At 73.7% G+C, this 23,645-nt stretch carries 16 protein-coding genes; 7 read left to right on the top strand and 9 right to left on the bottom strand.

Features of this window, described 5'->3' with window-relative positions; genetic code table 11:
* Window positions 1–66: 66 nt before the first annotated feature.
* Window positions 67–1,713 carry a hypothetical protein gene (locus tag WMF42_RS14440; protein ID WP_437692482.1) on the bottom strand — a complete coding sequence of 549 codons (1,647 nt, stop codon included), beginning with the start codon at window positions 1,711–1,713 and terminating at the stop codon, window positions 67–69.
* A 334-nt stretch (window positions 1,714–2,047) separates the two neighbouring features.
* Between WMF42_RS14440 and WMF42_RS14445 the strand changes: the two genes are divergently transcribed.
* The 5 genes from WMF42_RS14445 to WMF42_RS14465 all read left to right on the top strand — a co-directional run bounded on the left by WMF42_RS14445 (window position 2,048) and on the right by WMF42_RS14465 (window position 11,218).
* Complete coding sequence (locus tag WMF42_RS14445) at window positions 2,048–2,638, top strand: hypothetical protein (protein WP_233561459.1); 591 nt, start codon at window positions 2,048–2,050, stop codon at window positions 2,636–2,638.
* Window positions 2,635–4,272: a GMC family oxidoreductase gene (locus WMF42_RS14450; protein ID WP_437692484.1), complete on the top strand. Its 1,638-nt coding sequence runs from the start codon at window positions 2,635–2,637 to the stop codon at window positions 4,270–4,272. The genes WMF42_RS14445 and WMF42_RS14450 overlap by 4 nt, the downstream gene beginning before the upstream one ends.
* Window positions 4,273–4,569: 297 nt before the next feature.
* Window positions 4,570–6,312, top strand: coding sequence for a sigma-54-dependent transcriptional regulator (locus tag WMF42_RS14455; RefSeq protein ID WP_233561460.1), 1,743 nt, complete (start codon window positions 4,570–4,572; stop codon window positions 6,310–6,312).
* Window positions 6,313–6,646: 334 nt separating this feature from the next.
* Window positions 6,647–7,987, top strand: a complete 1,341-nt coding sequence (locus WMF42_RS14460) for a zinc-ribbon domain-containing protein (RefSeq protein WP_437692486.1) — start codon at window positions 6,647–6,649, stop codon at window positions 7,985–7,987.
* 159 nt (window positions 7,988–8,146) lie between these two features.
* Entirely contained in the window at window positions 8,147–11,218 is a 3,072-nt protein-coding gene (locus tag WMF42_RS14465; protein WP_437692488.1) for a hypothetical protein, read from the top strand.
* A 21-nt stretch (window positions 11,219–11,239) separates the two neighbouring features.
* Here WMF42_RS14465 and WMF42_RS14470 read toward each other — a convergent pair whose 3' ends face one another.
* Together WMF42_RS14470 and WMF42_RS14475 are read right to left on the bottom strand one after the other, a co-directional pair.
* Complete coding sequence (locus tag WMF42_RS14470) at window positions 11,240–12,745, bottom strand: hypothetical protein (RefSeq protein ID WP_437692490.1); 1,506 nt, start codon at window positions 12,743–12,745, stop codon at window positions 11,240–11,242.
* A gap of 368 nt (window positions 12,746–13,113) precedes the next feature.
* Window positions 13,114–13,794, bottom strand: coding sequence for a hypothetical protein (locus WMF42_RS14475; RefSeq protein ID WP_061606526.1), 681 nt, complete (start codon window positions 13,792–13,794; stop codon window positions 13,114–13,116).
* Window positions 13,795–14,489: 695 nt separating this feature from the next.
* On the opposite strand from WMF42_RS14475, the gene grxD reads away from it, so the two are divergent.
* The gene (gene grxD / locus WMF42_RS14480; RefSeq protein WP_061606525.1) at window positions 14,490–14,804 is read left to right on the top strand and encodes a Grx4 family monothiol glutaredoxin; all 315 of its coding nucleotides are present in this window, start codon (window positions 14,490–14,492) and stop codon (window positions 14,802–14,804) included.
* A 76-nt stretch (window positions 14,805–14,880) separates the two neighbouring features.
* Here grxD and WMF42_RS14485 read toward each other — a convergent pair whose 3' ends face one another.
* Both WMF42_RS14485 and WMF42_RS14490 read right to left on the bottom strand, forming a co-directional pair.
* Window positions 14,881–15,642, bottom strand: coding sequence for a uracil-DNA glycosylase (locus WMF42_RS14485; RefSeq protein ID WP_061606524.1), 762 nt, complete (start codon window positions 15,640–15,642; stop codon window positions 14,881–14,883).
* A complete protein-coding gene (locus WMF42_RS14490) occupies window positions 15,639–17,012 on the bottom strand; it encodes an esterase/lipase family protein (protein ID WP_437692493.1) in 1,374 nt (457 codons plus the stop codon). The genes WMF42_RS14485 and WMF42_RS14490 overlap by 4 nt, the downstream gene beginning before the upstream one ends.
* Window positions 17,013–17,042: 30 nt before the next feature.
* Between WMF42_RS14490 and WMF42_RS14495 the strand changes: the two genes are divergently transcribed.
* Window positions 17,043–18,242, top strand: coding sequence for a hypothetical protein (locus WMF42_RS14495; protein ID WP_061606523.1), 1,200 nt, complete (start codon window positions 17,043–17,045; stop codon window positions 18,240–18,242).
* 4 nt (window positions 18,243–18,246) lie between these two features.
* Here the strand turns inward: WMF42_RS14495 and WMF42_RS14500 are convergent, their stop codons facing one another.
* From WMF42_RS14500 to WMF42_RS14515, 4 genes are all read right to left on the bottom strand, one after another.
* Window positions 18,247–18,825 (bottom strand): adenine phosphoribosyltransferase, encoded by a 579-nt coding sequence (locus tag WMF42_RS14500; protein ID WP_061606522.1) that lies wholly within the window; start codon window positions 18,823–18,825, stop codon window positions 18,247–18,249.
* Between the two features lie 65 nt (window positions 18,826–18,890).
* Window positions 18,891–19,667: a 5'/3'-nucleotidase SurE gene (surE, locus tag WMF42_RS14505; protein WP_061606521.1), complete on the bottom strand. Its 777-nt coding sequence runs from the start codon at window positions 19,665–19,667 to the stop codon at window positions 18,891–18,893.
* A gap of 24 nt (window positions 19,668–19,691) precedes the next feature.
* Window positions 19,692–21,308: an aldehyde dehydrogenase family protein gene (locus tag WMF42_RS14510; RefSeq protein ID WP_437692495.1), complete on the bottom strand. Its 1,617-nt coding sequence runs from the start codon at window positions 21,306–21,308 to the stop codon at window positions 19,692–19,694.
* 93 nt (window positions 21,309–21,401) lie between these two features.
* On the bottom strand, window positions 21,402–23,639 hold the full coding sequence (locus WMF42_RS14515) for a hypothetical protein (RefSeq protein ID WP_437692497.1): 2,238 nt from the start codon (window positions 23,637–23,639) through the stop codon (window positions 21,402–21,404).
* Window positions 23,640–23,645 lie beyond the last annotated feature (6 nt).

Here is a 23,645-nt window from a genome sequence, read left to right on the forward strand (position 1 = left end):
GGCGGAGGCGCGGTGAGGCGAGCGGAGGCGGGGGCGCGGTGAGGCGAGCGCGCGGCGGGATGGCCGTCAGGGGTACGACGTCTTGCCGTAGATGCACCAGGCGCCGCCCTTCTTCAGGGCGATGGTCTGGCGGAGCTTGTAGTCCTTCTTGAACCGCGGATCGTTGTACGACGCGCGCGAGGAAGGCACCGTGGGGTTCCGGCAGTCGGCCCCGGAGGCGATGATCAGGAAGTAGCGCGGGTTCTTGGAGAAGAGCGCGTCGGTGTAGCCGGTGCCCACCTTGTGCGTGTACCCGCCCGGCAGGCTCGAGACCTCGGGGCTGAGCAGCCCCAGCATGTCGACGATCGGGAAGCCCGTGCGGTACCCGACGTAGCCGATGTCCGCGATCGCGATGGGGCCGGGCTCCGCGTTCTGCACGAGCCAGTCGGCCGTGCGCCCGGCCGCGTCGTCCCAGAACCCCTTGTCGTTGACGAGGAGGTTGCTCTGCGCCCGCCAGAGCTCGCCGGTGCGGGTCGCGATGGTGATCGCGCCGAACGCCGCGAGCGCGAGCGACGCGGCCCGCTCGCGCCGCGCGGCGATGCCGCGGATCGCGTCGTCGGCGAGCAGGAACGCGAACGGCTCGGCGGGCGCGAGGAACCGGAAGTACGGCATCCAGTCGCCGCCCACCACGACGACGTACACGCCGAAGAGCAGCGCGATCGACGCGATCGCGAGGCCGCTCCGGCGCCGGTGGACGATCGACGACGCGACCGAGACGAGCCCGAGCCACAGGAAGGCGCCGGCGTGCTGCGCGTACTTGCGGACGTAGTCGCTCCCGCCCTGGAGCTGCTGCGCGAAGTTGCCGGTCTTCGCGGCGAGCGTGTTCGGGAGCCACGCGCCGTAATAGCTGTGCCGCCAGAGCAGGTGCGCCGCGACAGGGAGCGCGAAGGCGAGCAGGCGGAGCAGGTTCCGCCGCGAGAACGCCTGGTCCACGTGCCAGATGACGAGCAACCCGAGGAACAGCGGCGCCTCCGGGCGGGTGAGCGCGGCGAGCGCGAACACCACGCCGGACCAGGGGAACGAGGACAAGGTGAGCGCCAGCCGCGGTGCGTCGCCGGCCGCGGCGGCGTCCTCCTCGCGGAGGAAGAGCTCGGTCCCCGCGAGCGTGAGCAGGAGGAAGAGCGGCGTCTCCAGCCCGAACACCGCGTAGCCGGAGAAGAGGATGCTCGTCGCGAGCAGCCACGTCGCGAGGCAGGGGAGGTTCGAGAACGCGCGCAGCCGCCGCGAGAGGAGGTACGTCGGGACGAGCGCGCCGCACGCGCACGCGACGCCGAGGACCTTCGCCGCGGCCGGCGGCGTCGCCCCGAGCTTCACCGCGCCGGCGAGGAGCACGGTCCAGAGGAAGTTCGTGTAGCCCTCGACGCGCTCGCCCACGTTGTAAACGAGCCCGTTGCCGTTCGCGAGGTTCTCCGCGTACCGGAACGAGATGTACGCGTCGTCGATCGTGAAGCTCGCGACGCGCAGCGCCCCCACGAGCGCGACCAGCATCGGCAAGACCAGCCCGAGCGCGACCTGGAGCCACGCGGGGAGGGGAGCGCCCGCGAGCCAGGTCCGAAGATCGCGCGCCGGCGATGTCGGGCGCTCCTCGTCATCCATCGACTCCTCGTCTTCCGCCGGCTCGTCGCGTCCTACCTCGTCGCTCGTGTCCACTGCGCTTCTGGCCTCGTCGCTCATCGGGGGCCGACCATACCGCGATTGTCACAGCCATAACCTCGGGCTGCGTAAATCAGGACAGGATGGTGTGCGAACACCCCGACGCAGTGCGAACGAAATTGCGCACTCCGCTCGTCGGATTAGGCTTTCAAGGCAGCCATGATGACGGCCTCGGGCGAGATGAACGGTGTCGCAGGCGCGATCGTTTCCCGGATCGCTGCGGCGTCCGCGGGCGGACGCCGGCGTCCCGGGGAGGTCGATCTCGCCGCCGAGCTCGCGCGTGGCCGCAGCGCCGTCCGTGAGGCGCCGGGGCGTCCGGTCAGCCCGGCGCCCGCGCTGACAGGAAAGGAGTCGAATGATGAGCGACGTCGTCGCGCACCTGCCCGTGATCCTTCTCGTCGTTGCGCTCGCGGCGCTCGCCCTCGCCGCCGTCGGCCTCGCGCGCAGGGCCCGGGCCTCCGGCGCGCCCGCCCGCGCGCTCTCCGTGAAGGAGCGGGCCATCGTGGCTGCCTGCGCGGACGCGCTATTTCCCGCCGGCGGACCGATCCCGCTCTCGGGCACCGAGGCCGGGCTGGTCGAGTACGTGGAGCACTACGTTGCGCGCACCCCGCGGCCGCTCCGGCCCTACCTGCGGCTGCTGCTCCACGTCGTCGAGCTCTCGCCCTGCGTCTTCGGGCCGCGGCGCGCCCGCTTCACGCGGCTCCCGCCGCCCGATCGCATCGCCGTGCTCGCGTCGATGGCGCAGAGCTGCATCTACCTCCGGCGGGTGACGTTCCTCTCGCTCCGGACGATGCTCTCGATGGGTTACCTCGCGAACGAGAAGGTGGCCCGCGCGATCGGCGTCGCCTGCTGCGCGACGCCCTTTGAGCGCCGCGCGGCCGCGCGCCCGGCGGGCGAGGGGGTCGCCGTGAACGCGCCGTCGCTCGCGCCGGGGGTGACGGCATGAAGCTCCCCGGCCTGCCGGGGGCGCTCCCGCCCGCGAGCCCCGAGCGGCGCCCGCTCTCCGTGGCCGCGCTCCGAGCGCGGGCCGCGGTCGAGCCGCTCGCGCCCAGCGAGCCGCGCCCCCAGGTGAAGGTGTTCGCCGACTACGACGGTGAGGTGCGGGCGTCCTGCGAGGTGCTCGTCGTCGGGTCGGGGCCGGGCGGGGCGGTCGTCGCCAAGGAGCTCGCCGAGGCGGGGCGCGACGTGATCCTCGTGGAGGAGGGGCCGCCGTTCGGGGTGGAGGATTTCCGGCAGGAGGCGGGCGAGTCGCTGGCGCGCACGCTGCGCGAGGGCGGGATGCGCGCTGCGCGCGGGCGCATGCTCATCCCGACCATGCAGGCGATCGCGCTCGGGGGCGGGTCGGTCGTGAACTCGGCGATCTGCGCGCGCTCGCCCGCGTGGGTGTTCGACAAGTGGGCGGACCGGACAGGGACGGCGTCGATCACGCTGGAGGCGCTGTCGCCCCACTACGAGCGCGTCGAGCGCCTGCTCGGCGTCGCGCCCACGCCCGTCGAGGTGCAGGGCGAGCGCAACCTGCGCTTCAAGCGGGGCTGCGACGCGCTGGGCCTGTCGAGCGAGCCGACCCACCGCAACGTGCGCGGCTGCCGTGGCTCGGGCGAGTGCTTCACGGGGTGCCGCAACCGCGCGAAGATGTCGACCGACATCTCGTACGTCCCCGCCGCGATCCGGGCGGGCGCGCGCGTCTTCACCAGCGTGCGCGCGGAGACCCTGCTCCTCTCCGGCAAGCGGGCGGTCGGGATGCGCGGCCGCACCATCGAGCCGTTCACGTGGCGCGAGGGGGCGCCTGTCGAGATCCGGGCGAAGCTCGTCGTGCTCGCGGCGGGCTGCATGGCGACCCCGCTCATCCTGCTCCGCAGCGGCGCCGCCAACTCCAGCGGCCATGTCGGCAACGAGCTGCAGCTCCACCCGGGGCTCGCGATCATGGCGGTGTTCCCCGATCCCATCGACCCGTGGGAAGGCGCCACCCAGGGCTATCACTCGCTCCACTTCCTCGAGCAGGGCATCAAGCTCGAGGTCCTCTGGTCGCCCCCCGCGGTGCTCGCCGCGCGGTTTCCCGGCTTCGGGCACGACTACCAGCGTCACCTCCGGACGTATCACCGCATGGCGCCCTTCGATGTGATCATCGCGGCCGAGCAGTCGCGGGGGACGGTCCGTCCGAAGCGCGGCTCGTGGGATCCCGATGTGCGGTTCGACTACGCGCCGCGCGACGTCGAGAAGATCCAGCGCGGCCTGGGGATCCTGTCGGACATCTGCTGGGCGGCGGGCGCTGCGTCGATCCTGCCCGGGCTGCACGGCATCCCCGACGAGCTGACGTCGCCGGCAGAAGCCGAGATCCTGAAGAGCAAGCGGCTCGACGGGCGCGACACGATCACCGCGGCGAACCACGCCTTCGGCTCGGCGCGGATGTCGAGGAACCCTCGGGACGGCGTCGTCGACGAAGAGGGGCGCTGCCACGATCTGGAGAACGTTTACGTCGCCGACACGAGCGTCTTTCCTGGAAGTCCCGCCGTGAACCCGATGCTTACGTGCATGGCGCTGGCCGATCGCATCGCATGCGGCATCATCGAGCGCTGGTGATGCACGCGCTGGCGTGTCACCACAGGGGGCAGCGACCCGGGGGCGTCGCATCCGTTGCGCATGGACGGCATGTCACGGACGGCATGTGAGGGGGGCTTGCACCGAGAAGTAGGCAACTCCCGAGTTGATGTGAAGCCCTCGCAGGGTACACATTCAGCGGCACGTTTCATATCGCACGGGGCCGAGCCGTCCGTCCGCCGAGCTGGGAGGGAAGCTTTGGGACCGAACGCAGTATCTGCTGCAATTCCGCGCGGACAAGCGCGCTCGCCGCATCGGAGCCACAACCAGCACGGCCGTGTGCTGCTGGTCGAGGACGAGCCCGACCAGGCGGCCATCCTCGAGGCGGTGCTGCGCCATGAAGGGCTCGACGTCGTCGTCGCCTCGAGCGGCGAGCAAGCGCTCGAGATCCATCAGCGGACCCCGGCCGACGTGCTCGTCACGGACCTCAACCTGCCAGGGATGACGGGCGTCGATCTGATGCGCCGGCTCTCCCCGGGCGAGCTCGATGGGCCCGAGCCGAAGACGCCGCCGCCCGCCGTCGTCATGGTCACCGGCGCCGCGTCGATCACGAGCGCCGTCGACGCGCTCAAGCTCGGCGCGGCCGACTACCTCCAGAAGCCGCTCGACCCAGCGCGCCTCGTACTGCTCGTGCGCCAGTTGCTCTTCGACGGTCCGGCCCGCGAGTTCGTCGAGGGCGAGGACGACGATCCCCTCCACGGGCAGCTCGTGTTCGAGGGGATGATCGGCGGCTCGGCCCGGATGCGGGAGGTCTTCACCCGCATCGAGCGCGTCGCCGCGACGATGGCGCCCGTGCTGATCGTGGGCGAGAGCGGCACCGGCAAGGAGCTCGTCGCGCGCGCCATCCACAACCGGAGCCGCCGCCGCGCCGGCCCGTTCGTCCCGGTGCACACAGGCGCCATCCCGCGCGAGCTCATCGGCAGCGAGCTCTTCGGCCACGAGAAGGGCTCGTTCACCGGCGCGTTCGCGGCCGCGGAGGGCAAGTTCGAGGCGGCGGCCGGCGGCACCGTCTTCCTCGACGAGGTGGGCACGATGGACGCTGCGGTGCAGGTCAGCCTGCTCCGCGTGCTCGAGACCTACCGCTTCACCCGCGTCGGCGGCCGCAAGGAGATCGAGGCCGACGTCCGCGTCGTCGCCGCCACGAACAAGGATCTGCTCGATCTCGTCGACGACTGCGTCTTCCGCGAGGATCTCTACTACCGGCTCAACGTGTTCACGGTGACGCTGCCCCCGCTGCGCGAGCGCCGGGAGGACATCCTGCCCATCGCCGAGCGCTTCCTGCTCAAGTTCGCGAAGCGCTACGGCACCCCGGCGCGCCGGCTCACGGACGCCGCCGTCGAGCGGCTGACGGAGCACGACTGGCCGGGCAACGTCCGCGAGCTGCGCAACGTCATCGAGCAGACCGCGCTCTTCGCCTCGAGCGAGATGGTGTCGGCCAACGACGTCCAGCTCGGCCAGGGCCGGATCGAGCGGCGCTCCGGCCGGCGCGCCCATGACAGCGTCGCGTCCCAGCGGACCGCGGCGCCGGTCGTCCCTCTCGAGCCGGCCGAGCCGCTCTCGGTGCCGATCGTCCACCCCGCGGACATGGCGGTCCCGTCCGACCCTGCGCCATCGCACGTCGTCGCGCCGCCGCCGCCCTCCGTGGGCCCCGCCTCGCTGCCGCGGAGGCCTCAGGAAGGCAGCATCCCCGACGCGGAGCCGCCGCGGGACGCCGGCGAGGCGGCCGAGCACCCGCTCGTGCTGCGCCTCCCGGTCGGCACGCGCCTGGCCGACGCGGAGCGCAAGCTCATCCTGCTGACCCTCGAGGCCGTGCGCGGCAACAAGCAGCGCGCGGCCCGCGTGCTCGGGATCAGCCGCCGCGGCCTGTACTCGAAGCTGCAGGCGTACGGCGAGCACGTCGGGGGCCACGAGGCCCCGGGGCCGAGCGAGACCGCCGAGCCCCACGATCCGGTCGACGACGTGCCGGTCGTGACCGACGAGCCCAGCCTGGAAGAGCTCGGTTCCGCGCGCGGCGACGCCTGAACGGCGCGCATCGCCCTCCGCCGCCGCGCGTGACCGGCCCTCCGCGGCGCGCGCGCCCCGCGCCTTTCCTGGCAGGTCGGCGCGCGGGGCGCGACGTGACCGGTCGCACTCCAGGCGCCGGCCTGCGCGCCCGTGTGACGCACCCCGACAACGGTTCCATCAGCGGCTTCGTTCCTTTGTGCTTTACGAAGGGATGACGACCTCGGCTATCGTAAAGCGGAGCTGCGAGATCAGACGCGCGACTGGCACGTCAGAGAGCGAGCCACCGGCGCGGCATCAAGGTAAACTTTACGCGACGCCTCGCCGGCATTACCCCCCTGCGGGCCAGCCCCCAATGAAGATCACCTGCCAGTCCTGTCAGTCGAAATACACGGTCTCGGACGAGAAGGTCCAAGGCAGAACCGTCAAGATCAAGTGCCGCAAGTGCGGCGCCACGATCCTGGTGAACAGCTCGGGCGTGACGACCAACGGCGGGGTCGCCGATCCGGTCTCCGGCACGAGCGTTCCGAACGACGGGACCACGTACCTGGTCAACGTGGCGGACGGCGATCAGCGCTCGATGACGCTGGCCGAGATCGTCGCCAGCTACCAGGCGGGGGTGATCAACGCCGAGACGTACATCTGGGCGGACGGGATGGCCGACTGGCAGCCGGTCGGCCAGGTCGACACGATCGTCGCGGCGCTGCACGCCGGCAGCGCCCCGGTCTCGACGGCCGTGCAGGAGCCGGCGCCCGTGCAGTCGCAGCCCGCGCCGAGCGCTGGCGCGGCCGCATCGCAGACCTCCTCGGGCATCGAGGCGGTCGCGGCGTCCGCCCCGGCGCCCCGCGCGGCGGCCGTGCGCCGCGATCCGGCGCGCCCGACGCAGGACCTCTTCGGCGCGAGCCCGGCGCCCGAGGCGCATCGGCCGAGCTCCGACGACGTGGCCACGAGCGCTCCGCTCTTCAAGAGCGGCACCGCCCCCGGCCAGCGCGACGAGAACTCGATGCTGTTCTCGCTGAGCGCCCTCACGGCGAAGGCCGCGCCTCCTCCGGCGCGGTCGAGCGTCAGCGCGTCGGAGGACTCCGGCCTCATCGACCTGAAGGCCCTCGCGTCGGGAGCGGGCGTCAGGGCGCCGTCGCCGGTGGCGAGCATCGTCGCGAACGACGGCGGCCTGTTCCAGCTCAGCGCGCCCATCGTGACCACGGCGCGGGCGCCGTCCGTCGCGCCGCCGACGAGCATCGAGGCGGCGCCCAAGAACCGCGCCCCGCTCATCATTGGCGCCGGCATCGCGATCGCGGGCATCGCGATCGCGGGCGTCTTCTTCATGATGAAGGGCGGTGGCGAGGCGCCGGCGCCCGCCGCTGCCGACAACGCGACCACGGCGGCAGCCCCGGCGACGACGACACCGCCGGAGCCCGAGCCGACGCCGACCGCGACGGCGACCGCGAGCGCGACGGCCACGGCGAGCGCGGAGCCGGTCGCGAGCGCGACGCCGAGCGCCGCGCCGACGGCTGCGCCTGCCCGCGCTGGCGCGCGGCCTGCGCGGCAGACCTCCGGCGGCTCCGCAGGCAAGGCGCAGCCTGCCTCCGGCTCCCCGGCCCCGGCCGCCGCCCCCGCGCCGGCCAAGCGCGGCGGCTGCGGGTGCGCGGCCGGCGATCTGATGTGCGCGATGCAGTGCTCTGCCAAGGGCAAGTGAGCGCGCGAGGGCTGTCCTGGCCCTCGCGATGAGCCGAGATCCCGTCGCTTGAACCTCTCGCTCGGCGTCCGCGCTCCGCGCCGGCAGCGACGCCGTCTGCCCAGACGGCGATCGCAAGGACGGTGCGGCGCCCAGGGGGGCGCGCTAGCATCGTCCGTCATGAGCGAGCCCGACCGGCGGTATCACGCGCCGATTGCGCGTCGGGCGCCGGGCGCAGCGCCGCTCTTCGCGACGATGCTGCTCCTCGGCGCGGGCGCCGCAGGGTGCGGCGGACGGGCGCCGAGCGCGGCGCAGGCGTCGCGCGGCGGGGCTGCGCAGCCGGCGCTCCCGGCCGCCGGTGGGCGAGCCGCGCAGGGGGCGCTCGTCACCATGATCACGCCCTCGCAGCTCCTCCCTGACCTCGTCGGAGAGCGCGGCGTCGTGGCCAGCGAGGCGGGGTCCCGGCGGGTGCTCATCGATCGCATGCGCCTCATCGCGCACGACGACGGATCGCTCGAGCGCGCCGCCGAGCTGCTGCCGTCCGGTCAGGTCACCGCGCTCAAGCTCCCGACGCGGCTCGGCGGCGGCTACCTCTTCTACGCCTCGAACCGCGGGAGCGCGCAGCTCTGGCGGGCCCGGGAGTGGCTCGCCCCGCTCGATCCGCTGGTCCAGTTGCCGTCGGAGGCGAACGAGATCACCGCGGGGTTCGATCGCCTCTACGCCCGGCTCTCGCACAGCCACCGGCTCATCGCGATCGACGCGCAGAAGGGCGAGCCGATGCCGCTCGGCCCGCTCCCGTCGGCGAGCGCGTACGGCCAGCTCGCGTTCGCCGACGGGTGGCGCGCCGTGGTCGAGGCCGATCTGCGCGGGCTGCTCGTCACCTTCGACGCAGGGGCCACGTGGCGGCCGGTCGAGGTCGACGCGCGACCCACCTCGCTCACGGTCATCGGCGGCGACCCGGCGGTGATGACCGCGAACGGGTTCTACTCGGTCGACGCGCGCGGCGGCGTCACGTACCGCACCCTGGAGACGCCCGAGGACGTGCAGGAGGCGCCGGCGCGGGCCCAGGGGCCTTTCGGGCGGCGCCCGCTGCGCGCCGCGGTCGAGGACGGGTGGCCCGACTCGAGCTCGACCGCGGTGGTGGCCCGCGCCGGCGCCCTGGCGCGCGTCTCGCTGCGCGACGGCGCCGTGGTCGACGTCGCGCTGGACGCCTACCCCGAGCGCGAGGCGACGTGCCACGCGATCCGCGCGGGCGCCTCGTTCGGCTTCGTCTGCGGCGAGCGCGACGGGCCGACGACGCTCTACGCCTTCCAGCCGCCGTTCGGCATGCGCCGGCTCATGCGCTTCGAGGAGCCGCGCTTCGTGGCCGCGAGCGGCAACGGCGCGCTGGTGATCCGCGGCGCCTGCGGAGAGCGCGGCGGCGCGCATGACGGCCGCGCGTACTGCATCGTCGCCGCCGACGGGGGCACCCGCGAGATCCACGTCCGCGCGCCGGCGCGGGACGTCGGCGTCGAGCGCGTCGTCGCGCTCTCCGACGGCCGCGTCGCCGTCCTCTCGCCGCCGCGCCTCGGGGCATCGGGGCAGCTCACCCTGCTGAAGGGGAGCGACGTCACCACCGTCCCGCTGATCCTTCCGGGCAAGCCCCGCAGCATCGTCCGCGATCTGCAGCGCGGGATGTGGATCGAGGGGTTCGAGGAGCGCGAGCCCGGGGTCCTCGGCGGCTGGGTGGAGGCAGGCGGCCCGATCGTGGGCGTCCGGATCGACGTGAAGAGCGGCCATGTGACAGCCGGCGCGTCGCGCCAGGACGGCACGGGCGCGCTCCTGTCAGGGCGGTTCGCGTTCTCTCTAGGAGAGGGCGAGCGCTCCGCCGAGTCGACGGACGGCGGCATGACCTGGCGTTCGGTCGAGCTGCCCGAGCGGGACGACGACGCCGCGGCTCCCCGGACGCGCGCGTGCGGCCCTGTCGGCTGTGTCTTCAAGGGCTGGATACGCGTCGGCTGGGGCAAGACGGCGCTGCCGGACGACCTCGCCGAAGCGAAGCCGCCGCCGGTGCTCCAGACGCCGCTCCGCGCGGGCAGCCCGATCGCGATGCGCTGCGAGGCGCTCGGCTCGTCGACCCCGCCGCTGCCGGAAAGGCCATCCGCCGCGCCCGCCGCGCGCCCCCGGCAGCCGGCCGCGCGCCCGCAGTCCAAGGAGGCGGCGAGCTCGGCGTGGGCGCCCTTTCGCAACACCGCGCCGCCCACGCTCGGCGCGGATGAGATCGGCTTCGACAACGGGGCCCCGTACGACATCGTGACCGTGCGCGCCTACGCATGGGGCAAGCGGGGCGCTGACTGGGCTCGGGCGGGGCGCTGGCTCATCCGGTTCGACGATCGCTTCGACCCGGATGGCGGGGTGCGCTCCAGCGCCGTGAGCGCCTCGCCCTGGTCGGACGAGGCCACCGCGGCCGAGGCGCTCGGGGTCGTCAACTACGGGGCTGCCTCCTGGGGCGCGTACCTCGACCCGGGCGGACGGGCTGCCCTGACCCACGTGTGTCGGGGCGCAGGATGCAGCCTGTTCGCGGTGTCCGAGGGGCTGCCGGTGCTCCCGCTCCGCGACGGCGGCGGCCGCTCAGGCAACTTTCTCCGGCCCTTTCCGAACGGTGCGGTGCGGCTCGGCGAGACATGGTTCTTCGTGGCGCCCGGCGGCTCGTACGAGTCCGTGACGCTGTGGCGCGCCGACCTCGGCATCGCGCGGCCGCTCGCGACCTATCATCGTCCCGCGCGCACGAGCTATGGAGTCGACCCGCCGCGCCTGGTCCGACGCGCGCTCGGCGGCGGTGTCGGCCTGCTCATCTCGACGGCCCCGGATCCGGGCGTGCGCGCCGGTTCCTGGCATGTGCTCCCGATCGACCGCGATACCGGCGCGCTCGGCGAGGCGGTGCCGCTCGGGCGCAAAGATCTCGTGGACACGCCGCTCGACCGCTGCCAGCCGGGCCAGGACGGCTGGCTCCTGGACACGAGCCTGGAGGGCTCACCGAGCTTCGATCTCGGCGGCAGTTACCCGTCGGTCGATGGCGCCGAGTTCCGGCTTCGCCTGGATCCTGGCGTCGCGTGCGTCGAGGCGATGTCGGTGAGGCTGCAAGGGATCTTCTCGAAGACGCCCGAGAAGCAGCACGACGTTGCTGCCAGCGCCATCCCGCTCGCCGCGACCGAGCGGACAACGGGGCGGAGGTGGCGGCTGCGCTGCGAGCCCAGGGGCGCTGGCCGATGAGGCGCTGGTGACCGCGGGCGGTCAGTTGGCGATGACGTCCGTGGAGACGGCGTCCACCTTCCCCTCGACGCTTGCCTCCAGGCCCCCGTAACGGACGGTCCCCAGCCAGTCTGCCGTCCACGAGATCGGCGCGGCGGCGCTGTTGACCTGCGCTTCTCCTGAGGCGTTCACGACGATCTCGCCAGTTCGGCCGGCCTTCGCCTGGGCCTCCAGGCCATCGTGCCAGAGGATCCCGAGCCCGCTCGCGCACAGCGTCGCCATGCAGTCGCTGTTGCAGCCGGAGTAGCCGACGAGCACATCGCCCAGGGTCGCACAGTCCGCCGCAGCGGCGAGCGCGGCGGGGACGGACTCGGCCTCCGCCTCCAGGGTCGCCCCGAGCGCCGCGGCGCCGCCCACGTAGAGGCTCGGCACCCAGGAGAGGGTCCCGGCGAGCCGGAGCACGTCGCCGGGATCCGCCGTCCACGTCATGACGTCGGGCGCCCGTCCGCCCGTGTTCTCGGTGGGCGCGCTGCCGAGCCAGCTCACGTCGAAGAGCGCGCTTCCTGGCATGTCTTTCGCGCCGTTCAGCTTGCCGTCGATCGTGAGCGGCGCAGCTTCCTGTCCGGCGCGTGCCCACCCATGGCACCGGTTGCGCAGCGAGGTCGGCAGCGCGGCGACGTGCGCCTCTGCGGCGGTGTCCCAGCCGTGCTCCCGACGTCGCGCCGCGAACTCGGGCGCCTGGTCCGGGGGCGCGGCGCGCTCCATGGCGTCGAGCAGGGACGCGGCCTCCGCGCCAGCAGGCAAGAAGGCGTCGAGCATCTCATCGGTCGCCGTGTCGAGCAGCGCGTCCAGCCCATCCGCCGACGCGATCGTCAGCTTCGTGTTGAGGCTCGTCGCCGCAAGGTCGATGGGCAGATCCCTGACCGGGACCCACACGTCGCGCGAGGAGCCGGCCTGCAGCTCTCGTTCACTCGTGCAGCCCCACATGATTTTTCCGCTGTGGAGCGCAACGGTAAGGGTCAGCCCCACCGGGGCGCCCGCGACGATGAGCGGTTCATCCGGGCCGCCATGCGCCACGAGCGCGCCCGCGGGCGCTTCGGGCGCTACGGTCGCGAGCTCCTCGCACGTGGCCCCCGTGATGACGCTCGCCGTCCACTCCTTCGCGAGACGCCTGCCCTGGTAGAGCGGAAGGACGCGCAGCGCCCCGAAGCCCTCGGCGCTCACCGACACGCCGAGCTCGGCGGCGGGGCCATCCTTCGTTGCGGCGCGAAGTCGAAACGTGCTCCCCAGGCTCGAGGCATGGAGCTGGACCGAGGCCCTGCCGTCCTCGCCCGCCACGACGGTCGTCCTGTCGACCCACGCGCCCGCGGCGTCGCCGAGGAGGGTAAAGGTCACCTCGTAGGGCGCCGGCGGCTGGCCGGCGACCCAGACCGTGTGCAACTGCCCCGGCGCGAGTTGCAGCGGTCCTTGCTCCTCGAACGCCAGGATCACCGGCGAAGAGGTGTTGGTGGGGGGATCGGGCGCCGGCGATCCCGCTTCGTCGCTCATGCGAAGCGAGCAGGACGCCAGACCGAGCATGGCGACCCGCGGCGCCCAGTGTCTCCAAGGCAAGCTCACGATGGGAGTGTACCTTGCACCCTCCCCGGCGAGAAGCCGCGGGGCCGAGCGCACCACGCCGCTCCCGGTGAGCCGTGGCCGAACGCGCTGCTGGAGCAGCTTACGGCGCAAGCGGGCTCACACGAGGGCGAAGCTGCTGTCGGGCCCTCGCCCCGGGAGCATGCCGTCGCTCCGACGAAGGGCGAGCCCAACGGCTGCGCCGCGGGGCCGGGCGGCGCGCGTCGCGCGCTGCGGACGACGACGCCGGCTCGCGATGCGACATGCCCGCGAGGCGGCGCCGTGAAGCCGCAAGGAGGCGACTACTTCACGTAGATCTGGCCGACGGCCATCCCGCTGCCGCGGGCGCGCAGGACGGCCTTCGCGGGGCCGCCGATGGGGAGCGGGTTCTTGAAGCACTGGCCCTTGCCGCCGAGCGTGGCGTTCGGGCCGGTGGTGCTGTCCTGGGCGAGCACCACGGGCGGCATCGGCGGCGTGTGCGCGACGAGCTGGATGTCGAGCTCCTGGAGGCCAACGCCCACACCGATGACCGAGTAGCACTTGCCCGGCTGGATGTTGAACGGCTGCTCGAGCGTCTGGCCGTCCTGGAACTGCCCGGCGAACGCGCCGCCTTCCGCCTGCATGCCCTGGACCTCGGAGGCCGCCATCGCGGTGAGCACCGGGGTCGCCGCGGCCACCATCGTGGGCGCGATCGGTGCGGCTTGCCCGCCGCTCGCACCCGCAGCGGGGGTGGTCGGCGTCGTGGGGGTCGTCGGGGTGCCGGCGGGTTGACCGTACTGACCAGCCGGGGCGGGCTGGCCGTACTGACCGGCCGGGGCGGGCTGGCCGTACTGGCCCGGGGGGTACTGGCCGGGCGGGTACTGGTTTGACGCCCCGTACTGGTTCTGCATCTGCGACGGGTTGTTCGGCTCCGGGTCGCTGCCTCCGCAGCCGAGGGGCGCGAGGCCGAGCAGGGCTGCAGGGATGAGGACGTACAAGCGCATACGAGGCTCCTTCAGGGTTGTGCGAGGTGAGGCCACGACATTGGGACGCTCGCCGCACCCGCGGCGGCTCACGGCCGCTGGTCACGAACGGTAAGACGGCCCAGGTGGGGGCGTGTTCTACAACGACTTGGCGGCGCGAGGCCAGACGCTGCGGTTCCCGGGCCCGAGGCGCGAAAAACGAGCGAAATGCGGCGCTGATCCCCGGACCCCCGAGGGCCGAGAGCGCGCCGTCCGCCGTCGTTCGAGCGCTGCTCCCCGAAGACGAGCACCGCGCTGCGTCGAGCGCCCGCGCCGCGATCATGCAAGGTCGTGGCCGCCCGACGCCATCGCGGAGGCGCGCTGCGCCTGGTCCACGCGGCGCGCGGCTCACGGCGGGCCCGAACCCGAAGGGGACAGCGGCGCGCCGAGCAACGAGGACGTGCCCTGTCGCGGCATCTGTTCGCAGGCACATCCCAGCGGGAGGGGACCCAGCGGCGCGTTCGCCCAGTTGACGCGGGCGACGGTCGACACCAGAAAGCGTGCTCGTACCTGCGCGTCCGGGGCGCGAAGGTCACGTGGTCGCCTGGCGAGCCGGGTGCGATCCCGTCGAGAGCCCCCTGCCGGTCGGGTCAACGCGCGGTCCGGCGACTCGCGCGGCTTCTGTGTACGTTGAAAGATGGGCGATCCCGCTCGCGGCGGGAGATCAGGAACGAGCCATGAGCGACATCCACCAGGCGATCAAGGATACCGTCGAGAGCAACCGCGTCGTCCTCTTCATGAAGGGCACCAAGACCTTCCCGCAGTGCGGCTTCTCGGCGCGCGCCGTCGACATCCTGAAGAAGTGCGGCGTGGAGTTCAAAGATGTCAACGTGCTGACCGACCCCTCGCTGCGGCAGGGGATCAAGGACTACTCGCAGTGGCCGACGATCCCGCAGGTCTACGTGGACGGGAAGTTCATCGGCGGCTCCGACATCCTGATGGAGATGTTCCAGTCGGGCGATCTGCAGAAGATCCTGTCGAAGCAGGAGTAGGCTGCGGGACGCGCCTGGCGAGCGCGGGCGATCAAGAGCGCGGCGCTTCGAGCGAGCTCTACCGATCGCTCGGGCCTCAGGCGGCGCGCAGCCCTGCTGCGCGCATGGCGCGGCGCAGGACCTCGTCGAACATGTCGCCGGTGAGCCGCCCGGTCTGGGTGTTCTGCTGGCTCACGTGGTAGCTGCCGAAGAGCCGCGCCTCGCCAGCGCCGCCGCGCGGATCGGGGATCGTCGCCTCCACGCCGTGCGCGAACGGCGGCAGGCGTGGATCATCCTCGGCGCGACGCCGCGCGCGCTCCCCGGCGGCGGAGGCGCGCTGAGCGCGGGCGAGCGCGCCCACGGCGTCGTAGCCGATCTTGCCAAGCGCGAGGTAGACGCGCGCGCGGCGCAGGGCCGCGAGCTCTCGCTCGATCCAGGTGCGGCACGCCGCGAGCTCGTCGATCGCGGGCTTGTTGTCCGGGGGAGCGCAGTGGCAGGGGGCCGTGATGAACACGCCCTGCAGCGCGAGGCCGTCGTCGCGTGACGTGCTCGTCGGCTGCGACGCGAGCCCGGCGCGGAAGAGCGCCGCGTAGAGGAAGTCGCCCGAGCGGTCGCCCGTGAACATCCGACCGGTGCGGTTCGCGCCGTGCGCCGCCGGCGCCAGCCCGACGATCACGAGCGGCGCGTCCGGATCGCCGAAGCCCGGCACCGGACGGCCCCAGTAGGTCTGGTCCCGGTAGGCGCGCCGCTTCTCGCGCGCGATGTCTTCCCGCCACGCCACGAGCCGCGGGCAGCGACGGCACCCGACGAGCTCCGCCGCGATCTGCTCGAGCGCGCGCCCCGCGCCGCCGGCGCTCATCCGCCGGGATCCTCGACGGCGGGGCCGCCGATCGCGCTCGCCGCGGCGGCGGTTTGCTCCACGTCCCCACGCTCCGGCGCGACCGTCTCGATGACCGGGCGCGGCGGCGGCGTGGCCTGCTCCGACAGGCTGCTCTGCTCGCCGGCCATCATCCCGGTCACGATGCGATCGAGCACCGCGTCGAAGCGCAGGCGATTGAAGCGCGCGCCGCTTGCCAGCCAGTCGATGTGCCCGCCCTTGCCCGGAAAGTGGCCGACGACGTCGAGGTGATCGGCCTTACCGGCCCAGATGAGCTCTCCCCAGACCTGCGAGGCGAGCGGGACAACGCCGTCGTTGGCGTCCGGCGGCGGCAGCTCGCCGAGCACGCGCGCGAGCTTCTGTTCGATCGAGCCGTCATGCGAGCGGCAGGGGTAGTGCTCGTCCAGGCGGGCCGTGATGTTCGAGAGCGCCGTGAAGATGGCGGCCGACATCGCCCCCCACGGCGACCTGAGCGCCGACACCCAGTCGCGGACGGCGTTGCGCGGGGCGTACGTCGCGACGCTCTGGTAACGCAGGCCGGCGCGGTCCTCCAGGCCGGCGTGGAGCAGGTCCATCGCCTCGGGCATGAGCTGGACGATGGCGCCCTGATCGTCGCGGAGCAGCTTCAGCCAGGCGCGCAGCTCGCGGCTGGAGGCGTCGTCGAGCACGCGGATGAAGCTCTCGACGGCGCGATCGATGAGCTCGATCTCGAGGAAGCCGAACTGCGCCCGGCCGAACGCGGCGACGAGCGCCGACGCGGCCGCGAGCGGCGGCGCGCCGAGCTTGAGGCCCGCCACCGTGAGCGCCGTGACGGCGTAGAGCAGGCGCTGGCCGCTCACCGTGGCGAAGAAGGCGGCGAGCGGCGTGCCGAAATGCGGCGTGTTGATCGTGGTGACGGACCGCAGCCGGCTCGTCCAGCCGAGCCGGCGGTGCGCGTTCCCGGGGAGGCGCACCGAGGGCGAGGCGACGAGGCGGGCGTCGAGGCCGCCGGTCGAGTGGCCGATGATGTGGATCGGGCCGCCGTCGTCCCCGGCGCTCTCGTCCACGAGGCGAGCGAGCTTCGCGGCCCGGCGGAGGAGGGAGGCCGTCGGGTGCACCTCGCAGACGCGTATCTCGACGACGCGGCCGCGATCGCGGAAGCGCTCCTCGATCGCTCGGCTGAAATGCTCGAAGTACTCGAGGGAGGCGAGGGTGGCGAACCCGAACATGCCGGGCGATAGGTAGACGCGCGTCTTCTGCACGCGCAGGAATGTGCCATTTCCCTCGGCCGCGCGCGGCATTTCCCGCGCCGACCAGGCGCTCCCGGGCCCGCCCCGCGAGCCCCGGGCGCCGCGCAGAGAAGCGGCGGGCACGCCGACCTCAAATCCGGTTACTCTGCGATCGTGGACGACCTCAGCGCGCGGGAAATCGAGGCGGCGGTGCAGGAGGCCCTCGGCCTGTTTGGAACGTCGGGATCGGTGAGCGTCCAGGGGCGGCAGATCGCGCTGCGCGGGCGCGGGGCGCCGGTGGCCATCGACCTGGAGCAGCTCGTCGAGCAGTGGCCGCTCCTGCCGCCGGACCTGCGCGCGCGCAAGGCGTCCGACCTCGCGCGGCGGCTCGCGCAGGCGCAGCGCGCGGTGACCTCGATGGCGCCGCCGGGCGCGAGGGCGCCGGGGCGGCCGGCGCGTTACGTCGTGATCCCCGTCGTCGCGGTCGCGGTCGCGCTCGTCGGCGCGCTCGTCGCGGCGCGCGCGCTGCGATCGCGGGAGGACCCGGTGGCCTCGCCGGTCGCGCCGGAGACGACCGCGGCCGAAGACGCGGCGAGGCACGCGCGCACCTGCGAGGCGGCGCGCAAGCGGATCTACTCCGGCGCATCCATGGGGCCGTTCGAGCTCGCGGGCTGGGTCGCCGAGCTCTGGCTGGCGACGCCGCGCGGCGCGATGCAGGCCGCCGCAGAGCAAGAGCCCCCGAGCGCGGAGGCCGTGGGGCTTGGTGGGCTCATCTCCGAGGGCAAATTGACGGCGAGCGCCGACGCCGAGCTCGCGGCGGTGACCGACGGGCTCGTGGAGATCGTCCCGGGGTTCGACGCGGAGGAGGCGGGGCGCTCGCCGTCGTGGCGCGCGATCACCGCGCGGTTCTCCGGCGGCTATGCGCGCGCGTACTTCGATCCCGCGCTCCGGGCGCGCTTCGTCGCCCTGGCCGACCGCATGGCCGACGGGGCATCCGCCGAGCTCGGCGCCCTGTATGCGCGCTGCGCGCACCTGCCCTACCACGACGCGGGCGCCTGGTTCCGTGGATCGGACCCGGCCGCCGCGGCGGCGGCGCTCGTCCATGCATCCGGCCTGTTCGCCGAGCTGCCGGCGGTCGATCGCGGGGCGCTGGCGGCGCTGAAGGGAGCGGGGCCGATCGACGCCCTGCGCAGCGCCGGCGCCTCGCTCGATGGAGCGAGCCTGGGCAAGCTCGTGGGGGCGCACGGCGGCGGTATCACCAGGGGCGGGGCGGGCGCCGTCGTCATCACGTTCCCCGTCGGCGGCCCGACCCGGGCGACCAGCGCGAGCCGCATCGTCGCGCGCAAGCTGCAGGTCGGCGTGGGGCAGGACTGACCGCTCACTCGCCCGCGGCGAAGTGCACGATCGAGTAGACGCGGGCCGCGTCGCCGGCGCGCCGCGCGAGGAGCGCCCTCCCGCCGAGGAAGTCGAGCTCGACGACGAAGGCGAAGCCGACGACCTCGCCGCCCTGCTTGCGCGCGAGCTCCGCGGCCGCCGAGGCGGTGCCGCCGGTCGCGAGCAGATCGTCCACCACGAGGACCCTGGCTCCAGGCTTGATCGAGCCCTTGTGCATCTCGATCTCGGCCGTGCCGTACTCGAGATCGTACGCCACGCGATCGGCCGCGGCCGGGAGCTTGCCGGGCTTGCGCACGGGCACGAAGCTCGCGTTGAGCCGAGCCGACAGCGCGCCGCCGAAGATGAAGCCACGCGACTCGACGCCGACCACGACGTCGACGTGCTCACCGATGTAACGCTGGGCCAGGAGATCCAGCGTGATGTGGAGCGCCCGCGGGTCGGCGAGGAGCGGCGTGATGTCCTTGAAGAGGATGCCCGGCTTGGGAAAATCCGGGACATTGCGGAGGTGGGCCTTGAGGTAGCGGAGCGCGTGCTCGGAGGGCAGGTCGTCGTGGTTGAACATGGCGCCGGAGCCTAGGCGAGCGCCCCCGACCCGGGAAGCGCAGCAGGGCGCCGCAGCGCGAGGCTTCAGGGGGTCCGGCCGTCGTTGAGCTCCGCGGCGATGCCGCTCGCGATGCCCTCGTGCTGCGCTGCGAACAGGTCGAGGGTCAGCGGGGTGACGCTGACGGCCCCCTCGTCGTACGCCTCGGTGTCGGATCCGGGGACGAGGTCGTGGCGCACGCCTGCGCCGCCGATCCAGAGGTACTCGTGCCCGCGCGGATCCTGGCGGAAGATCACCTCCTCGGTGTACAGGCGCGCGCCGATGCGCGTGGCGCGCACGGGCCAGCTGCTGCCCGCGGGGATGTTGACGTTGAGCAGCGGCGCCGGCCGGCGCCCTGCCTGCCCGGCGGCGCGGTGGAGGGCGAGGGCGAGCTTCACGCCGAGCGCCGCCGCGGCGCCGCGCGAGGCGCCTGCGTCGGCGGAGAGCGCGATCGAGGGAATGCCGCGCAGCGCTCCTTCGCGCGCGGCGGCCACGGTCCCCGAGTAAAAGATGTCGGAGCCCAGGTTGAGCCCGTGGTTCATCCCCGACACGACGAGGTCGGGGCGGCGCGGCAGCACGCGCGCGCCGGCGTGAAGGGCCACGTAGATGCAGTCGGCGGGCGTCCCGTCGACAGCGAACACGCCGGGCGCGGCTTCCAGCAGCCGGAGGACGCGGTGCAGGCTCAGCGAGTGGCTCGTGGCGCTCTGGTTGACCGCGGGGGCGCACACAACGACGTCGGCGTGCTGGATGAGCTCGTCCCGCACCGCGATCAGACCCGAGGCCGAGTAGCCGTCGTCGTTGGAGAGGAGGATCAGGGGGCGCATGCGTTGCCTCGACGGGCCTCCGGATCAGCGGCCGAGCATGCGCCTGGCGAACGCGGCGACGAGCTCGACAAGGGCGCTGATGCGGCCGAACCATCCGGCTCCGCCTCGCACCCGCGCCATCGCGAAGGCGATGGTCCGGAGCGCTGGAGTATAGGGATACCACCACAGCTCGCTCTTCGCCCTGCTGCGATCTTCGAGGTAGAAGCGCGGCCGCGTCAGCTCCGCGAGCGCGTGCGGGCTGCTCGTGACGCCGAAGCCGCTGTCGCCCGTCCCCGTCCACGGGGCGGCCGGGAGCGCGCCCGTGAAGCCGTGGTTGTTGATCGTCACCACGCCCGATCGCAGCCGGCGCGCGAGCACGTGGGCCCGCTCGTACCCGCGGGTCCAGAGGCTGGTCGTGAGCGCGAAGCGCGACGCGTTGGTGCGGGCGATCGCCTCCTCGGCGTTGTTGACCACCAGGACGGGGAGGACGGGGCCGAAGGTCTCCTCCCGGAGCAGCGGCGTGTCCTCGCGCTCGACCTTGAGGACCGTCGGCGGGAAGGCGAGAGAGCCAGGCTCCGGCGCGCCGCCGGCGAGCAGCTCGGCCCCGTCCGCGACGGCCGCTTCGAGCTGACGCCGGACGATGTCGGCCTGCCGCGCGGTCGTCATCCGCCCGACGTCGATCCCCGCCCGGAGCTGCCCGGTGAGCGCGACGACGCGCTCGATGAAGCGGTCCGCGATCGCCTGCTCGACGTAGACGCGCTCGATCGAGGCGCAGTTCTGTCCGGCGTTCGTGAAGGCGCCCCAGACGACGCCGCGCGCGGCGCGCTCCAGATCGCAGTCGTCGAGCACGATGGCGCTGTCCTTCCCGCCGAGCTCGAGCGACGTCGGGACGAGGCGCTCGGCGCACGCGACCGCGACCTTCTTGCCGGTAGCGACGCTGCCGGTGAAGACGACGAGGTCGACGCCGGCGTCGATGAGCGCGGCGCCGACGTCGCCGCCGCCCTGCGCGACGGCGAGGACGCCGTCGGGGAGCAGCCCGTCGAACAGCAACGCCACGAGGGCGCCGGAGCGCGGGGTGACCTCGCTCGGCTTGAAGACCACGGCGTTGCCCGCGAGCAGCGCCGGCACGATCGTGCGCAGCGGGATCGAGACGGGGTAGTTCCACGGCGTGATGAGCGCGACGACGCCGCGCGGTTCCCTCCGGACGCGCCCGGCCTTGCCCGGGTAGGCGAGGGGGTTGAGATCGACGGTCACCTCGTCGAGCAGCTCCTCGATCGACACGGTCCAGTAGTCGATGAGATCGGCGTTCGGCAGCACCTCGGCCAGCGCGGCTTCCTCGATCGGCTTACCGCACTCGCGGTGCAGGAGCGCCGCGATCTCCTCGGCCCGCGCGAGCAGGCGCCGCTTGACCTTCCCGATGAGCTCCGCGCGCTCCCCGATCGGGACCTCGGCCCAGACGCGCTGCGCCGCCCGCGCCCGGACGACGATCTCCCCGACAGCGGAGGGCGCTGTCTCCGCGACGTCGTCGAGGGGCTCTCCCCCCGCCGGGCCGCTCACCGGAAAGGGTCCAGCGCTCGCCGTCGCGCCGGGCGTCCGCAGGGCCGCCGCTTCGTCGGCCTCAGCGCCTGCCGCGTGGGGGAAGGCGGTCGTCTTGGATTCCATGAGGGGCGCAGCCTAGCACCGCGCTCCTGCATACCCGCAGGAGCGCAGGCCGCCCGGAGGGCGGGCTTCCATCGAACAAGCGCGGTGGACTTTTTACGGAGCAGGATCGCCCGCCGGCGCAGGCGCGTCTCCCCCGGCGGGCGCCGGCGCCGCGCCCTCCTGGTCGGGGGCGGGGGTGGCGGCCGGGCTGGCTTTGCGCTTCGCAGGCCGTTCGGGCGCCGGGCTCGTCGGGGTGGGATTGATCGACAGGACCGTCTGCTTGCGGCAGCCCACGATGACCGCCTGGCCGGAGGAGAGCCACGCGGGGGTCGACGTCTTCTCCGTCGTCAGCTTGCCGAGCCGCACGTAGCGCGTCCCGCAAGGAACCTCGAGCGTCTCTCCCGTGTTTCCGGCGAGCGAGCCGTTCACGTACACCGAGGCCTGCTCGGGCGAGTTGACCAGCAGATGGCCGCGGTTCGACGGCAGACTCTCCGAGCTGCCCGCAGCCGGCGCGGCGGTCTCGGCCGGCGCGGCGGTCGCGGTCGGCTCAGCCGTCGCGGTCGGCGTCGCGGTCTCGACCGCCGACGGCGCGGCGGGCGCCGTCTCTGCGGGCGTGGCGGCCGGCGTCGGCTGCGTGGGCGGGGGCTGCGCCGTGACGTCCTGCGCTGCGCCCGCGTTGGTGTCAGGACCGACGTTCGCCGGGGGCGCCGGCTCGGAGCCGAACAACCCCAGGCGGTGCGCGACGGCTGCGCCGGCCACGAGGAGCGCCACCGCCGCGATGAGGAGGCCCACGCGCGAGCGAGGCGCCGCCGGGCGCTCGGTGACGCTGACGCTGGTGTCCGCGGGCGGCCGCGTCGTGGCGACCTCGGACTGCTTCGGCGGCGCCTTGTCCGCCGGGACGATGGGCGGATCCTTGGTGATGACCTTCGGGAGCAGGTCGCGGTCGAGCGGCTTCGGCCTGGACTTGCGATCCCCTTCGTCGACGGCCCCCCTGGGCAGCACCCCGGGAGCCGCGTCGACCGTCTCTTGGTCGTGGACCGAGCGGGCGATCGCCTGGGCCTCGGACCGCGCGGAGCGGACGGCCGTCTCCTCGTCTTCGAGGCCCTCGGGGCGCGAGCGGATGACCGTGGGCTCGTCCTCGAGCATGCCGCGGATCACGGTCGGCTCATCGTCGACCATATCGCGGCTGAGCTCGCGCTCGATGGCCGGCTCGCCCATCGCGCGCCGCGCGTTGGCCGCGAGCGTCTCTGCTGGCGCGGCCTTCGGCGTGACCGGTTCGCTGATGGCCGCGCCGCGCTCCGCCGCCGCCTCCAGCGCGAAGGCGCCCTCCTTCGCGACCGGCGTGCTCGCGGCGCGCGCCGCGACGGGGGCCTCGGCGCGGTCAGCCAGCGACCTGCGCGCCTCGGCCGCCGCGGGCTCCGGCCTGCGCTCGGCGGGGAGCTTCAGCGCCGCGCCCGGCTTCGGCGCGGCGGTCGGCTCGTCGGGGAGGAGCCCCGCGAACGAGAGCTCGCTGTCGCTCTCGACCGGCTTTCCCCTCGCCGCGACGTCCTCGTGCGGGAAGAACGGCTTTCCTTCGGCGCGCGGGCTGGAGCCGCGGGCCGGCGGCACCGCCGCGCCGCCAGAGAGCTGGCCGGGCGACCTGGCGGCGACCGGCGCCCCGACCTTGGACGCGGCAGGTCTGGCCGCATCTCTCGGCTTCGGCTCGGCGTCCGCGGGCGGACGGTAGGTCTCCTGGCCACCGGCGATGGGACCGGTGTCGCGGGCGTCGGCCCGCGGCAGGTCGAGCGAGGCTGCGGGCCGCCCCGCCGCCGGCCTCTCGGGGGCGCCGAGCGACTGCGCCGAGGCGCGCGCCGGCGCTGCCGCGGCCGTCCTGGAGGCCGATGTCCTGGCCGCGCCCGCGGCGGGCGTGGCCGCAGCGGGCGTCTTTACCGGAGGCTGCTGCGGGGTCTTCGCCGCCGGCTGCTGCGGGGTCTTCGCCGCCGGCTGAGCCTCCTGCGGTGCCCTGGCGGCCGCGGCCGGCTGCCTTGCAGCGGTCTGCGGCGCCTGAGCGGCGGGCGACGCGGCGACATGGCGCGCATCGTCGAGGAACGGCTCGGGGGCGCGAGGCGGCCCGCCCGCGGCGACCGCTGCCGGCCGCGCTTCGCTCGCCGGCGACGTCTCCGCCGGGCTCAGCCCGCCGTCCGGCCAGGCCGCGCCTGCGATGTCGTCGGCGATAGCGCCGGGCGCCTCACCGCGGTGAGGGACGAGCTCGGCCGAGACCGGGAGCAACGTCCGGGTTCGAGGCGCAGCGGCGTTCCGCTGCACCCGCTGGAGGAGCGCTTCGAGGGTGGCGACTTTTTCTGCGACGTTCACGCCGCG

The sequence above is a fragment of the Sorangium sp. So ce176 genome, from assembly GCF_051519835.1.
GTDB lineage: Bacteria > Myxococcota_A > Polyangia > Polyangiales > Polyangiaceae > Sorangium > Sorangium cellulosum_G.